Source organism: uncultured Brevundimonas sp. (assembly GCF_963974615.1).
Taxonomy (GTDB): domain Bacteria; phylum Pseudomonadota; class Alphaproteobacteria; order Caulobacterales; family Caulobacteraceae; genus Brevundimonas.
Window position 1 is genome coordinate 66965 of the sequence record NZ_CAXBDH010000014.1, and the last position, 13926, is coordinate 80890.

The following is a 13926-nucleotide window of genomic DNA, read 5'->3' on the forward strand; positions in this document are numbered from 1 at the left end:
TAGACTGGCGGCTCGCTTACGGAGTCTTCCATGTCCCTCGACGCCTATATCGCCGGCCTGCCCAAGGCTGAACTGCACCTGCATATCGAGGGCAGCCTCGAGCCCGAACTGATGTTCGAACTGGCGCGGCGCAACGGGGTGGCGATTCCGTATGACAGCGTCGAGGCGGTGCGGGCCGCCTATGACTTCTCCAACCTGCAGGACTTCCTCGACATCTATTACGCAGGGGCGGCGGTGCTGCTTCATCGCAAGGATTTTGAGGACCTGGCCTTCGCCTATTTCCAGCGCGCGGCGGCGGACAACGTTCGTCATGCCGAGATATTCTTCGACCCCCAGACCCACACCGACCGCGGCGTGGCCATGGAAACGGTGATCGAGGGCCTGCTGGACGGGATGCGCCGGGCGGAGAGTGAGCTGGGCGTTACCTCGAAACTGATCCTGTGCTTTCTGCGCCATCTGGACGAGGACGCCGCCTTTGCCACCCTGAAGGCGGCCGAGCCGTGGCTGGATCGAATTGCCGGGGTTGGGCTGGACTCGTCGGAGGTCGGGCATCCGCCGTCGAAATTCCAGCGTGTATTCGATGCCGCCGGGGCCCTGGGCCTGAAGCGGGTCGCCCATGCCGGTGAGGAGGGGCCGCCGGCCTATGTGGGTGAGGCGCTGGACCTGCTGCACATCGACCGGCTGGATCACGGCAATCGCTCGCTGGAGGACGCGGGTCTGGTGGCGCGGCTGAAGGCCAGCCAGATGACGCTGACTGTCTGTCCGCTGTCGAACCTGAAACTGTGCGTGGTCAAGGACCTGAAGGATCATCCGGTGCCGGAGATGCTGCGTCAGGGCCTGCATGTGACGTTGAACTCGGACGATCCGGCCTATTTCGGCGGCTATGTGAACGACAACTATCGTCGTCTGGCCGAAGCCGTCGGCCTGTCCCGCGAGCAGCTGACGGCCATGGCCCGTAACAGTTTCGAGGGGGCCTTCCTGAGCGAGGCCGAAAAGGCCGTGCATCTCGCCGAGGTCGAGGCCTACGCCGCCGGCTGACGTAGAAACCGCCGCAGAGCCTGGGCCCCGCGGCGGTTTGATCGTTCAGAAATCAGTCAGGTTCAATCGTCGTCGTCGTGGTCGCGCTGATGGTCGCGACGATGGTCGCGGCGATCGTGTTCGCGGTGGTTCTGGTCATCGCGGTTCCACCGGCCGTTGTTGCGACGGTCCTGCTGGCGGTCGAAGCGGGAGATCTGCCCGGTGCGGGCGTCGACCCTCAGGCTCACGCGCTGGCCGTAGTTGTCACGACCGACCAGGTCATAATGGTTGCCGCGCTGGTTCACCGACTGGACCCGAACACCCTGACGCTGGGCGATCTGGATGGCCTGGCGCTGTGAAACGCGGCCATAGGCGTTCCGATAGTCACCGTACTGATTGTCGCGATAGTCGCCGTATTGGTTATAGCCGTTGTTGTAACCGTTGTTCGTCTGCGCCTGAACCACGGCACCGAGAATTTCCGGCCAGCTTTGAGCGGCGGCCGTGGTCGCCGGGATCGTCAGGGCGACGGCAGCGGCGGCGGCGAGAAAATGGCGGTACTTCATGGTCGATACTCCTTTTGACCTGCCACCAACCTGGGCCCCCGCGCGTGAACCCACCCTGAACACACCTGTTATCTGCCGGGGGACCCGGCATCGGCCTGGATCTGCACCGTCAGGACATGGCGATCGATGATGTGATCGGGCTCCCACGGCCGGGCCTCGACCAGGGTCAGGCTTTCCTCGCCGGGCTCAACGGCCCGATAGACGAACACCTGCCAGCTGGTGTTGCCGGTGTTTCCCGGGTCCTGCCCGGCCCGGTCGGCCGGGCCCCACAGGATGTCGTCGCGGTGAAGCAGGGTCGGGGCGACGGCCTCGCGCCATTCGAAATGGGACTGCATCTCCACCGCCAGGGTCTGGCCGACCATCAGCTCAACCCGCTCGGCATCGCCGTACGGCCGGACGTGGACAACGTCACCGGACGGCGTCGGCGGCTCCACCGGGGTGAAGTCGGGTCCCGACCGCCGGTCGCAGGCCGCGAGGCTGAGGATCAGGACGAAGAGGGCGAGCCGGGTCACGGTCCCGGGTCGCGCAGGGCTTCGGCGACGGTATTGTGCAGGTTCCACTTTTCGGTGCCGTCAGGCGCGCGCGAGTGGATGTTGGCGATGCGCCCGCCGTCGTCGAGCACAAACTCCAGATCGATCGGTTCGCCGAAATTGGTGAAGCGCACTCGCACGGCGGGACGACCATCGGTTCCGGCGTCGTGGAAGGCATAGGTGATCGCGGACAGCTCCGAGTCCTGACCGTCGACCAGATAGTCAAAACCGACACCATAGCTGCCCGAGGCATTGTGCAAGCGGATGATTTCGGCGGCCAGATCGGAGTCGAACCAGGCATTGACGCTGGCCGGATCGGCCTCGTCGATCGTCGCGTCAGTCTCGTACAGGCTGCGGATTCTCGCGACAGCGGCGGCCCCGCCGGGGTCGGACTGTTGGCTGTCTGCAATCGCGTCCGGCTTACCTGGAGCGGGTGCCTCCCGAGCCAAGGGTGTGCCGGCGTTCGCGAGGACGGCGGCAATGGCGATCAGGCCCAGACGGCAGGCATGGCGGCACCGGGCGGACGCGGTGTCCATGATGACGGCTCCTTCTGTGGTTTCGGGATCGTAGGACAGGCGGGCAATACGCGCAAAGAACGGCGGTTTCCGTAACTCGTCAGTAATAACCATTGCTGAGATAGCCGACCGGCCGGGGCACGCAGAGGCGGCCGTTGACCGGCCAGTCCATCGTCGCATAGCCGCTGCCCGGTGTGGTGGGACCATAGCTGTTGAATCCGCCGACGCTCCAGCCCCGGCCCTGATTGGCAGTGGCGGGACAATAATAGGGCCCGTAGTAGTTGGACAGGTCGTCGCCGCGGTCACGCCGGGCATGCCGCTGGAGGTGACGGAGTTCAGCGCGGCGCGACTCGAGACAGACCTGGTCATAGCCGCGGAACCGGCCGCTCCGGTCGTCGACCGAGCAGATTTCATAGTCGCCTGACCCGAGGGTCTGGGCCCGGACGGGGGGCGCGACGCACAGGCCGAATACCAGCATCGTCAAGCTGGCCGTCAGCATAACCGTGTGATTTAAAAGTCGGCCAAAAGGTTGCCAAGGATTGATTCCGGCCATTAGGTTGGAACCGGGGCTGCATCATGAGCCGCAGATTTGCGGCAGGGGATAGCGGAATGACGCCTGAACTGGAGCGTCTGCTGGGAGCCATGACGGCTGCGCGAAGCCGGGACGGTGCGGTTCTGGCTGCCTATGCCGACTTCGTCCGGTCGTGCGGCCTGGACCATTTCGTGCTGGGGATGGCCACTGGCGATCTCGACGGCGACCAGGCGGTCGAAATCCAGACCTCGCTGCCGGAGGCGTGGATGGAGGAGTATTACGCCCTCGACCATGTCAGTCATGACTATGTCGTGCACCAGATGGCGGATCTGGGCCCTGATCGCCCGTTGCTGACTACGACGTGGGGCCAGGCCACGGCGGATCAACCCGAGGTCAGCGCCCGGACCGGGCAGGTGTTGCGGGGCGTGGCCGACGCCGGTCTGGGCGACGCCCTGTCTTTTATGGGGCAGGGCGTGGTCGGCGGTGACCAGAACTGGTTCGCCGCCACCTTCGGATGTCAGCGACGGGGGCGGGAGGCGGTGCTGGAGCGGGTCAACGCCCGTCGCAACGAACTGCTGATCGCCTCCTTCGCCATGTTCCCCTATCTGCGGCCCGCCTTGGCGCGTCGTCAGGCCGGGATCGACGAGGACCTGACCAGCCGCGAGGCCGATGTGCTGGCGCGGTTCGCCGAAGGATTGAGACCGGACCGCATCGCCCACCGGATGGGGATTTCGAAACGCACGGTCGACATGCATTCGGTCAATGCGCGCCGCAAGCTGAAGGCCAGGACCCTGGCCGAGGCGACCGCGAAGGCCATCCGGTTTGATCTGATCTGAGCCTGACATGGGTTCAGGGTCCTCCCAAACCCCGACGCGGACTAGATGTGAGTTTTCACAGGTCGTCACGTGGCGCGACCGGTGATCTAGTCGAGGGTACGATGCCGCTGGAGGGCAGGATGAGACAGCAATTCGTGGCCGGTCTGGCCGCATTGACGATCGGCCTGCCAGGGCTGCCGCAGCCCGCGCGGGCGCAGGAGCCCCTGCCGGCGGCGAGCTTCCGGCTCCATTGTTTCGACGACAGCGCGGAAAGAACCGCGGTCGAGGTCGAGGGTGTTCTGGCCTTGCTCGAATTCGCCGAAAACCATGACGGCGAGCCGGTCTTTCTCGACGCTGTGATCGAGGCCGATGCCGGCGCGGGAGGCTGCAGCCGCGACCGGTCGGAGTTCCCAAATCAGCCCTCCCCGGACGGGAACCGCGCCCGAATCTCCATCGACCCGTGCCGCGGCGAGTCCCGCCGTCGCGAGCAGGGGCGACATTGCTGGCGGGACGGCATGGTCGACGTTCAGGCCATCGGTCCCCCGATGGCCCTGACCAGTTCGATCGTCCTGCCGGCGCAGGCGGACATTCCGGAAAATCTGCCGTACCGGATCCGGGGCTATGGCGACTGGCTCAACTACCAGGGGCCGTTCATCGTTCATTTCTACTCCGGCACCGGCTACACCTACGCCACCTTTCACGTGCCCGACGCGGCCCTGCCGGGGGTATGGGACCGGGCCCGGGTCAATGCCGCCAGGCGACCGCGGGATTGATCCCGCCTCGCCAGATTCGGTCAGCGGGCTAAGGTACGAAAATCCATCGCAGAGCACTTCCGAGCCCCGCGCAGCTTGACTTGCGCGAGGAGTCGGGCACAGGGTCCGGCGCTCTCGCGGGAGAGATCGGCGGCCCTTCGGGATCGTCGGGGCCGAAGGCGCAACCGCCCCGGAAACGCTCAGGCAAACGGACCGCGAGGACATTCGGACGCTGGAAAGTCGCCCAGGAATTCGTTCCCGGGGCGCGCCGACGGAGCAAGGTGACGAACGGGGCAGACGCCCCTGCCGGTGCCGGAATCTCTCAGGCTTCAGGACAGCGGGGGCGCGAGGACGGCGGAGCTTTCCGCTTCAACACGCGACTCTGAAAGACCGAAATGACCGACCAGACCCTCAAGACCACCGCTCTGAACGCTGCGCACCGGGCCCTGGGGGCGCGCATGGTCGGTTTCGGCGGCTATGATATGCCTGTCCAGTATGAGGGCGTGCTGGCTGAGCACCGCTGGACCCGTGAACACGCCGGTCTGTTCGACGTCTCGCACATGGGTCAGTGCAAGATCACCGGCGCGGATGCGACCGCCCAGTTTGAACGCTTCGTGCCCGGCGACTATGCGATCCTGAAGGCCGGCCGGCAGAAATATTCGCTGCTGCTGAATGCCGAGGGCGGCATCATGGATGACCTGATGGCCGGACGCCCCGACCACGACGGTCTCTATGTCGTGGTCAACGCCGGTAACAAGGACGCCGACTTCGCCTTCATGAAAGCCAACCTGTCGGGCGATGCGACCCTGACGGTGCTGGAAGACCGGGCCCTGATCGCCATTCAGGGGCCTGAGGCGGCCGAGGTCATGTTGAAGCATGAGCCTGTGCTGGCCGAGTTCGGCTTCATGGACTGTGCCCGGCTGATGCTGTTCGGGGTCGATTGCTACATCTCCCGCTCGGGTTATACCGGCGAGGACGGTTTTGAGATTTCGGTGCCGAGTGCCGACGCCGCGCGAATCTGGACCACCATCCTTGAGGATGCGCGGGTCAAGCCGATCGGTCTGGGTGCGCGGGACTCCCTGCGGCTGGAAGCCGGCCTGCCGCTGCACGGTCACGACATCGACGCCTCCACCAGCCCGGTCGAGGGGGCGCTGACCTTCGCCCTGTCCAAGTCACGCAAGGAGCGCGCCGACTTCAACGGGGCCGATCGTATCCTCAAGGAACTGGCCGGGGGCCCGTCGCGAGTGCGCGTCGGCCTGAGCGTCAAGGAGGGGGCTCCGGCCCGCGAGGGTGCCGAGATCGCCGACATGGACGGCACGGTCATCGGCACCGTCACCTCGGGCGGGCCGTCGCCGACCCTGGGACGCAACATTGCCATGGGCTACGTGCCCCCGATCTTCGCCGAACTGGGCACCGACCTGCAGGTCATCGTGCGTGGCAAGCCCGCCGCCGCCGAGGTCGTGGCCATGCCCTTCGTCGCCCAACGCTATTATCGCAAACCCAAAGTCTAGGACCATCACCATGCGCTTCACCAAGGATCACGAGTGGGTTCGCCTCGATGGCGACGTCGCCACGGTCGGCATCAGCAAGCACGCGGCCGAGGCCCTGGGCGATGTGGTGTTCGTCGAAACCCCTGAGGCCGGCAAGACCGTCGCCCAGGGTGACGGCTTCGCCGTGGTCGAGAGCGTCAAGGCGGCCTCGGACGTCTATGCCCCCGTCTCGGGCGAGGTTGTCGAGGGCAATGCCGTGCTGGCCTCGGCCCCCGAAACCGTCAATGCCGATCCCGAGGGTGAGGGCTGGTTCGCAAAGATCCGGATCTCGGACGCTTCGCAGCTGGACGCCCTGATGGATCGCGCTGCCTATGACCAATATCTGGGCACGCTTTGACGACCGGCATCCGGGGAGGGAACCTGTCATGAGCAAGGCCTTGCTGACCGCCAGTGCGATTTTTCTCATCGTCTTGGGCCTGTCGCTCAATTTCCTTCCCGGTGAGGCCGTCGCTGCGGTCGGCGTGCAGACAGCGGACGTGTTGCCGCTCCAGCTGCTGTCCGGAGCCTTGCTCGGAGTCGGCCTGCTCAACTGGTTTTCGCGCCACGGGACATTCGGCGGAATCTACGGACGCCCGCTGGGTCTCGCCAACATAATGCTTTTCGTCGTTGGAGCCCTCGCCCTCGGGCGGTCGGTCTTCGCCGGCGGCTCGCCAGGGCTTTGGGCGATTTTCGCCTTCTACGCCGTGTTCGCGATCGCTTTCGTATGGGTCGTCTTTGTTGGCGTCCGCACTCTCCAGACCGGAAAATAGAATGCGCTACCTCCCCCTCACGCCCGACGACCGGACGGCGATGCTCGCCGCGATCGGTGCCAAATCCATTGATGATCTGTTCGTCGACGTGCCCGAGTCGGCGCGTCGCGAAGGCTTTGTCGACCTGCCGCGTGTGGCCGGCGAGATGGAGGTCGAGCGGGCCTTGTCGGCGCTGGCGGGCAAGAACGTCGCGGCGGGGTCGGTGCCCTTCTTCTGCGGGGCCGGGGCCTATCGTCACCATGTGCCGGCCACAGTCGACCATGTGATCCAACGCTCGGAGTTTCTGACCAGCTACACGCCCTACCAGCCCGAGATCGCCCAGGGGACGCTGCAGTATCTGTATGAGTTCCAGACCCAGGTCGCCAATCTGACCGGAATGGAGGTGGCCAATGCCTCGCTCTATGACGGCTCGACGGCCATGGCCGAGGGCGTGCTGATGGCCACCCGCGTGACGCGCCGCAACAAGGCGGTGATCTCGGGCGGGGTGCATCCCCACTACGTTCAGGCGACCGAGACCGTGGTTCACGCCGTCGGTGTCGAGACCCAGGTGCTGGCTGCCGCGGTCGACGCTGAAGCCGCCGTGATCGACCAGATCGGGCCGGATACCGCCTGTGTCGTGGTCCAGACGCCGAACGTGTTCGGCACGGCCACCGATGTGACCAAGATCGCGGAAGCCGCTCATGCGGCCGGTGCCCTGCTGATCGTGGTGGTGACCGAGGCCGTGTCGATGGGACTGCTGAAGTCGCCGGGCGAGATGGGGGCTGACATCGTCGCCGCCGAGGGCCAGTCGATCGGCAATGCCCTGAACTACGGCGGACCCTATATCGGCCTGTTCGCCTGCCGTGAAAAACTGATCCGCCAGATGCCAGGCCGCCTGACCGGCGAGACCGTTGACGCCGACGGCGAACGCGGCTTCGTCCTGACCCTGTCGACGCGCGAACAGCATATCCGCCGTGACAAGGCGACGTCGAATATCTGTACCAATTCCGGCCTGTGCTGTCTGGCCTTCAGCATTCACATGACCCTGTTGGGCGAGACCGGCCTGCGCCGCTTGGCCCTGTTGAACCATGAGGCGGCCGTGGCTACGCGGGATGCCCTGGCTGCTATCCCGGGCGTCGAGGTGCTGACCGGCCGCTTCTTCAACGAGTTTGCGGTGAAACTGCCCAAGCCCGCCGCCGTCGTGGTCGAGACCCTGGCCGGGCAGGGCGTGCTGGCCGGCGTACCCTACAGCCGACTGGCCCCGGAGGCGGGGCTGGACGACGTGCTGTTGGTCGCCGCCACCGAGACCACCACCGCCGCCGACATCAAGAGCCTCGCCGACGCGCTGACGCGCGTTCTGGCCGCCTGAGGGATCCGATCATGAGCACCATGAACACCGCCGGCCGCCCGACCACGCCGAACACCGTCGAGAGCAAGCCGGCGACCCTGACCGGCGGGCGCGGCCTGCTGCAGAACGAGCACCTGATCTTTGAGAGCGATGGCTGGGGCAAGACCGGGGTCGACCTGCCGGAGCCGAAGACGAACGGATCTGACCTGGGCGATCTGGTGCGCAAGGACCCGATCGGCCTGCCGGGCCTGAGCGAGCCTGAGGCCATGCGCCACTATGTGCGCCTGTCGCAGAAGAACCATGCCATCGACCTGGCCATCTATCCGCTGGGGTCGTGCACGATGAAGCACAATCCGCGCCTGAACGAGAAGGTGGCGCGGATGCCGGGCTTCGCCGACATCCATCCGCTGCAGCCGGTTTCGACCGTGCAGGGGGCGCTGGAACTGATGGATCAGCTGGCCCACTGGCTGAAGACCCTGACCGGCATGCCGGCTGTGGCCATGTCGCCCAAGGCGGGGGCCCACGGCGAACTATGCGGTCTGATGGCTATCCGTGCCGCCCACCGGGCCGCCGGGCAGGGGCTGACCTCCGCGCATCCGCGCAACAAGGTACTGGTGCCGACCTCGGCCCATGGCACCAATCCGGCCACAGCTGCCTTCGTCGGCTATACGGTGGTCGAGGTCGCCCAGACTGAGGATGGCCGCGTCGATGTGGCGGATCTGGCCGCCAAGCTGGGACCGGACGTCGCCGCCATCATGGTGACCAACCCCAACACCTGCGGCCTGTTCGAGCGCGACATCATCGAGATCGCGCGCCTGACGCATGAGGCCGGGGCCTATTTTTACTGCGACGGGGCCAATTTCAACGCCATCGTCGGGCGGGTGCGTCCGGGCGACCTCGGCGTCGATGCGATGCATATCAATCTGCACAAGACCTTCTCGACGCCGCACGGTGGCGGCGGGCCCGGTGCCGGTCCGGTGGTGCTGTCGGCGGCCCTCGCCCCCTTCGCTCCGGCCCCGTGGGTCGTGCATGACGCCGAAGGCTATCGCCTGATCGAGCGCGAGGAAGACGAGGCCGAACAGGCCTTCGGTCGCCTGTGCGCCTTCCAGGGCCAGATGGGCATGTATACTCGGGCCCTTAGCTATATGATGAGCCACGGTTCGGATGGCCTGCGTCAGGTCGCCGAGGACGCGGTGCTGAACGCCAACTACATCAAGGCACGCCTGTCGGACGTGATGAGCGCCGCCTTCCCGGACGGCCCCTGCATGCACGAGGCCCTGTTCGACGACAGCTGGCTCAAGGGGACCGAAGTCACCACCCTGGACTTTGCCAAGGCGATGATCGACGAGGGCTTCCACCCGATGACCATGTATTTCCCGCTGGTCGTCCATGGGGCCATGCTGATCGAACCGACCGAGACCGAGTCGAAGCAGGAACTGGACCGTTTCATCCACGCCATGCGGGCCCTGGCCGAGGCGGCCAAGGCTGGGGACGTTGACCGCTTCAAGGGGGCTCCGTTCCATGCGCCATTGAAACGGCTGGACGAGACCCGCGCGGCGCGCTCGCCGCGGCTGCGCTGGACCGCACCGGAGGGGTCGAACATCGCGGCGGCATAACCCGCTTGTCGGTAGTGTGATGGATCGGTCACGGTACCCGGATCGAGAAGGCAACTTACAGAAGGTTCATCGGCCCGCCACGGTTCGGCCTTGGAACAGTCTGTAAACATCGTTGTGGCATGCTCATCACGGTCGACGAATCGTCGTCGGTCATGATGAACCCGGATCGATCCGGGGCGTTGCCAGTAACCCGCCTGAGACCGACCCCATCGTGACCCTCGTCTTGCCCATTTCCATTCCCTATGTCCGCCCTCGCCGGAACGCGCCGCTGCTTGACCGGGTCAAGCGCTGGGGGTTGATGACGGCCGGGTCGGGGCTGATTCTGGCGGGCGTGCTGCTGGCCCCGCTGCCTGGGCCGATGGGTGTTCCGGTGTCGCTGCTGGGGCTGGCTCTGGTGTTGAAGAATTCGTTCTGGGCCAAGCGCCAGTTCATCCGGGCCCAGCGCAAGCGGCCGAAATTCGTCTATCCGTTTCGCCGACTGCTGCGCAAGAACCCGGAATTCGCCCCGGTCTTCTGGCAGCAGGCGTTGCGGGTTGAGAAAGCGATTCTGAAACGCCCCGGCCGGATCCTGTCACGACTGCGCAAATTCGCCCGCCGAAAAACCCGCCGGATGACGCGCTAGACGCTCTTTCGCGACAAGCACGGGAATGTGAACGGCGTTCTGTCTGACAGGCGTATGCTCCTCCTTGCGGAAATCAGCGAAACAGGCGTTGGGAGGCGCTGGCCATCATGATGTCACGCGTACAAAAAGGTATCGTCGCCGGACTGGCGGCAACGGCGGTCGTATCGGCGATGGAGCTCGTCAACGTCGTCTTCCTCAAATGGTTTGACCCCTTTCCGGGGGTGATCGCTCATCTCATCGGCATGGACGGGAACCTGGCGGTCGGCTGGGCTGTCCACGTGGTGATGGGAGTCTTCATCCTGGGCCCGTTGTTCGGGATCCTGTGTCCGAAATTGCCGACCAGCACGGCAGAGACAAAGGGTATCGTGTTTGCGGTCGGGGCTTGGGTGTTGCTGATGCTGGGCATCATCATGCTGGGCGATCCACGGACCTTTACCGGCGCGGCCGGTTTCGGCGTGGTCGGCTGGATGCTGGTGACCAATGCCGTGTTCGGCGTGGTTCTGGGCAAGGTCTATGCCGGGCTGGTGGCGCGCGACAAGCGGGCCGCCACCCATATCGACGGCGCGACAGCGCACTGAAACACAACAGGCCCCGCCGGTCGTCCGGCGGGGCCTGTCTTCGGTTCATCGCGTATCGCCGTCGGGCGACGCGGGCTAGTTCAGGCGTGTGCCGATCTGGCTGATGGCCGCCTCGACCAGCGGATCGGTCTTCTGACCGGCCAGACGGGCGGCGAGAATATGTTCGGCGGTCCGGGCGGCCAGATCGGCAGCAGCGGCCTTGACCTCGGCGGTGGCCTGGAGCTCGGCCTGGGCGATGCGCTGTTCGGCCAGGGCCTGGCGCCGCACGAGAGTTTCCTCCAACGCGATCTTGGCCTCGGCCTCCATGATGCGGGCGTCGGCCTCGGCGGCGGCCAGCATTTCAGCGGCCTGTACCTCAGCCTCGGCCTTTTCGGCCCGGATCTGCTTCAACAGGGCCTCGGCCTCGGTGCGCAGGCGGGTGGCCTCATCGAGTTCGCCCTGGATCCTGGCGGCGGTCGCGTCCAGATGCCTGGCGATCAGCTTGGGCACCCCGGCGAGGACGAGAATGCCGAAGAACAGGATCAGACCGAGCCCGACCCATAGTTCGGGGTTCTGGACGTTCCAGAATTCAGCCCAGTCGAGGAAGATATTCATATCAGGCGGCTCCCTTGACGGCCGCCGCGACCTCGGCGGCGCTGGCCGTGGTGCCGGTCAGGCGTTTGACCATGGCGGCGGCGGTATCGGTCGCGATGGCGGTGACATTGGTCATGGCGGCGTCGCGGGTCTTGCCGATGGCGGTCTCAGCCTTGGCGATGCGGGCATTGACCTTGGCTTCCTCGGCGGCACCGCGACGATTGGCCTCCTCGGTGACGCGGGTCTTGGCAGCGGCAGCCGTGGCGCGCGAGTCGGCGCGAGCCTGGGCCAGTTCGGCCTTGGCGACTTCGGCCTGACCGGCGGCCTCGGTCTGGACCTTGCGGGCTGTTTCCACCGCCGTGGCGATGGTTGAGGCGCGCTGGTCGATGACGCCGCGCAGACGCGGGGCGAAGATCTTCGAGATCAGCAGATAGAGGGTGATAAACAGGACGACCAGCCAGACGATCTGGCCGAACCAGTGCTGGAACTCGAACTGGGGCAGGCCACCGCCTTCAGCCCCGTGCGAGGCTTCGGTCGAGGCATGGGTATCCGTCACGTCGAGCGGCGACGGGACCTCGGAATGAAGAACGGTATCGGGTGCAGGGGCCATGGGTCGTCTGTCTTGAAATCAGGCGCGACGGCGCGGCCCGCAGGGGCCACGCCGTCGCCGGAACGGGATCAGCCGTAGAAGATCAGGATGCCGAGCACGAAGGCGAGAATGCCCAAGGCTTCGGCGAGGGCGGCACCCACGAACAGGTTGCCGATTTGCGAGCCGGCAGCCGACGGGTTGCGCAGGGCACCCGACAGGAAGTTGCCGAAGATGTTGCCGACGCCGATGCCGGCACCGATCATGCCGAGGGTGGCGAGGCCGGCACCGATGGCCTTGGCTGCGTCGACGGTAGCGGCGGCGGCCTCGACGGCCTGGGCGGGATCCACTTGCATTGTATTAGTCCTGTTGGTCGTTGGTTGGCGAGAAAGACAGGTCGGGCCTAGTGGCCGTGACCCAGATTGACCACGTCATTGAGGTAGACGCAGGTCAGAACAGCGAAAACGAAGGCTTGGAGGAAGGCCACGAGGAACTCCAGCGCGGTCAGGCCGACGACCATGCCCAGCGACAGGGCGGCACCCGGAATACCGAAATAGCCGAGGCCTCCGGACATCGCCAGACCACCGAGGGCAATGATGAAGCCGGCGAAGACCTTCAGCGCCACGTGACCGCCCAGCATGTTGCCGAACAGACGAAGGGCGAGGGTGATCGGGCGCAGCAGGAAGGAAACGAACTCGATCGGCACCACCAGGAACAGCACTGGCCACGGCACGCCCGAGGGCACGAACAGCTTGAAGAAGCCGAGGCCGTGTTTGGCGAAGCCGATGATCAGCACCAGGCCGATGGTCAGCAGGGCGAAGGTGCCGGTCACGGCCAGCTGCGAGGTGGCTGTGAAGCTGAGGAACAGGCCCAGCAGGTTCATGGCCAGGATGAAGGTGAAAACGGTGAAGATGAAGGGGAAGAGGGCCTTGCCCTCATGGCCGATGATCGATTCGGCCAGATCATCGATCATGCTGAACAGGGCCTCGCCTGCGGCCTGCATCCGGCCGGGCACGACCTGAGCCTTGGCGGTCACCAGTGACAGGAACAGGATCACGAGGCCGAAGGCCACGGTCATGGCCAGATGGGAATTGGTTACGGCCAGATGCACCGTGCCGACGATCGGCAGGGTGACGTCGCCGAAATCCAGGCCGGGCAGCGGCTGGATCTGAAACTGATGAATCGGATCGGCCATCGGGTCCTTAGTCTTCTTCGTCTTCGTCGAAGGGAACCGAGGTCGGTTCGCCTTCCAGTTTTGCCTGCGCCATCAGACGATTCGCCGTCAGGCGCGCCATCCAGATTGAAACGGCGAAGCCCAGGAGGACACCGCCGATAATACCCGCGGGGGCGGTTCCGAAGAACCGGTCCACGAGAAAGCCCGCCGCCAGACCTACGAACACCCCGCCGAACAGGTCGGCGAGGATACGCCACGCCTGACTGGCCGCCGCATGGCCCGCCGCCGAATGCTCCGGTCGCGCGGTTCGCGCTTCAAGAGCCGAGGCGCTGTCGTTGAGGCGTTTGATCGCCTCTTCGCGCGATTCCGTGGGCAGGGACATGGGTTGTGTTTTCTCATCGTTCCGACAAGGCCGGAACGGGTCTGA

General features: G+C 65.6%; 19 protein-coding genes and 2 riboswitches. Of the genes, 10 read left to right on the plus strand and 9 right to left on the minus strand.

Features of this window, described 5'->3' with window-relative positions; translation table 11 throughout:
• Positions 1 to 30 precede the first annotated feature (30 nt).
• On the plus strand, positions 31 to 1038 hold the full coding sequence (locus AAC050_RS11085; protein ID WP_339915147.1) for an adenosine deaminase: 1008 nt from the start codon (positions 31 to 33) through the stop codon (positions 1036 to 1038).
• Positions 1039 to 1100: 62 nt separating this feature from the next.
• Here the strand turns inward: AAC050_RS11085 and AAC050_RS11090 are convergent, their stop codons facing one another.
• From AAC050_RS11090 to AAC050_RS11105, 4 genes are all read right to left on the minus strand, one after another.
• Positions 1101 to 1580: a hypothetical protein gene (locus AAC050_RS11090; RefSeq protein WP_339915148.1), complete on the minus strand. Its 480-nt coding sequence runs from the start codon at positions 1578 to 1580 to the stop codon at positions 1101 to 1103.
• Positions 1581 to 1648: 68 nt separating this feature from the next.
• Positions 1649 to 2092: a protease inhibitor I42 family protein gene (locus AAC050_RS11095; RefSeq protein ID WP_339915149.1), complete on the minus strand. Its 444-nt coding sequence runs from the start codon at positions 2090 to 2092 to the stop codon at positions 1649 to 1651.
• A complete protein-coding gene (locus AAC050_RS11100) occupies positions 2089 to 2646 on the minus strand; it encodes a hypothetical protein (RefSeq protein WP_339915150.1) in 558 nt (185 codons plus the stop codon). Before AAC050_RS11100 ends, AAC050_RS11095 begins: the two co-directional genes overlap by 4 nt.
• Positions 2647 to 2725: 79 nt before the next feature.
• Positions 2726 to 3124 carry a hypothetical protein gene (locus tag AAC050_RS11105; protein WP_339915151.1) on the minus strand — a complete coding sequence of 133 codons (399 nt, stop codon included), beginning with the start codon at positions 3122 to 3124 and terminating at the stop codon, positions 2726 to 2728.
• Between the two features lie 110 nt (positions 3125 to 3234).
• Between AAC050_RS11105 and AAC050_RS11110 the strand changes: the two genes are divergently transcribed.
• The 9 genes from AAC050_RS11110 (at position 3235) to AAC050_RS11150 (ending at position 11166) form a co-directional block, all read left to right on the plus strand.
• Positions 3235 to 3993 (plus strand): LuxR C-terminal-related transcriptional regulator, encoded by a 759-nt coding sequence (locus AAC050_RS11110; protein ID WP_339915152.1) that lies wholly within the window; start codon positions 3235 to 3237, stop codon positions 3991 to 3993.
• 119 nt (positions 3994 to 4112) lie between these two features.
• A complete protein-coding gene (locus AAC050_RS11115; RefSeq protein ID WP_339915153.1) occupies positions 4113 to 4745 on the plus strand; it encodes a hypothetical protein in 633 nt (210 codons plus the stop codon).
• Between the two features lie 107 nt (positions 4746 to 4852).
• A riboswitch (glycine riboswitch) is annotated at positions 4853 to 4950 on the plus strand.
• 4 nt (positions 4951 to 4954) lie between these two features.
• A riboswitch (glycine riboswitch) is annotated at positions 4955 to 5064 on the plus strand.
• A gap of 55 nt (positions 5065 to 5119) precedes the next feature.
• Positions 5120 to 6235: a glycine cleavage system aminomethyltransferase GcvT gene (gcvT, locus tag AAC050_RS11120; protein ID WP_339915154.1), complete on the plus strand. Its 1116-nt coding sequence runs from the start codon at positions 5120 to 5122 to the stop codon at positions 6233 to 6235.
• 10 nt (positions 6236 to 6245) lie between these two features.
• Complete coding sequence (gene gcvH / locus AAC050_RS11125; RefSeq protein ID WP_339915155.1) at positions 6246 to 6611, plus strand: glycine cleavage system protein GcvH; 366 nt, start codon at positions 6246 to 6248, stop codon at positions 6609 to 6611.
• Complete coding sequence (locus AAC050_RS11130; RefSeq protein WP_339915156.1) at positions 6586 to 7023, plus strand: hypothetical protein; 438 nt, start codon at positions 6586 to 6588, stop codon at positions 7021 to 7023. Before gcvH ends, AAC050_RS11130 begins: the two co-directional genes overlap by 26 nt.
• A 1-nt stretch (position 7024) precedes the next feature.
• Positions 7025 to 8371, plus strand: a complete 1347-nt coding sequence (gene gcvPA, locus AAC050_RS11135) for an aminomethyl-transferring glycine dehydrogenase subunit GcvPA (protein ID WP_339915157.1) — start codon at positions 7025 to 7027, stop codon at positions 8369 to 8371.
• A 20-nt stretch (positions 8372 to 8391) separates the two neighbouring features.
• Entirely contained in the window at positions 8392 to 9966 is a 1575-nt protein-coding gene (gene gcvPB, locus AAC050_RS11140) for an aminomethyl-transferring glycine dehydrogenase subunit GcvPB (RefSeq protein WP_339915188.1), read from the plus strand.
• A 211-nt stretch (positions 9967 to 10177) separates the two neighbouring features.
• Positions 10178 to 10588 carry a hypothetical protein gene (locus AAC050_RS11145; RefSeq protein ID WP_339915158.1) on the plus strand — a complete coding sequence of 137 codons (411 nt, stop codon included), beginning with the start codon at positions 10178 to 10180 and terminating at the stop codon, positions 10586 to 10588.
• A 107-nt stretch (positions 10589 to 10695) separates the two neighbouring features.
• Positions 10696 to 11166, plus strand: coding sequence for a DUF6789 family protein (locus AAC050_RS11150; protein WP_339915159.1), 471 nt, complete (start codon positions 10696 to 10698; stop codon positions 11164 to 11166).
• A 75-nt stretch (positions 11167 to 11241) separates the two neighbouring features.
• Here the strand turns inward: AAC050_RS11150 and AAC050_RS11155 are convergent, their stop codons facing one another.
• From AAC050_RS11155 to AAC050_RS11175, 5 genes are all read right to left on the minus strand, one after another.
• A complete protein-coding gene (locus tag AAC050_RS11155) occupies positions 11242 to 11760 on the minus strand; it encodes a F0F1 ATP synthase subunit B (protein WP_339915160.1) in 519 nt (172 codons plus the stop codon).
• A gap of 1 nt (position 11761) precedes the next feature.
• Positions 11762 to 12349 carry a hypothetical protein gene (locus AAC050_RS11160; RefSeq protein ID WP_339915161.1) on the minus strand — a complete coding sequence of 196 codons (588 nt, stop codon included), beginning with the start codon at positions 12347 to 12349 and terminating at the stop codon, positions 11762 to 11764.
• A 68-nt stretch (positions 12350 to 12417) separates the two neighbouring features.
• On the minus strand, positions 12418 to 12681 hold the full coding sequence (locus AAC050_RS11165; RefSeq protein ID WP_300443679.1) for a F0F1 ATP synthase subunit C: 264 nt from the start codon (positions 12679 to 12681) through the stop codon (positions 12418 to 12420).
• A 47-nt stretch (positions 12682 to 12728) separates the two neighbouring features.
• Positions 12729 to 13520 carry a F0F1 ATP synthase subunit A gene (locus AAC050_RS11170; RefSeq protein ID WP_339915162.1) on the minus strand — a complete coding sequence of 264 codons (792 nt, stop codon included), beginning with the start codon at positions 13518 to 13520 and terminating at the stop codon, positions 12729 to 12731.
• 7 nt (positions 13521 to 13527) lie between these two features.
• Positions 13528 to 13881, minus strand: a complete 354-nt coding sequence (locus AAC050_RS11175; protein WP_339915163.1) for an AtpZ/AtpI family protein — start codon at positions 13879 to 13881, stop codon at positions 13528 to 13530.
• Positions 13882 to 13926: the final 45 nt, after the last annotated feature.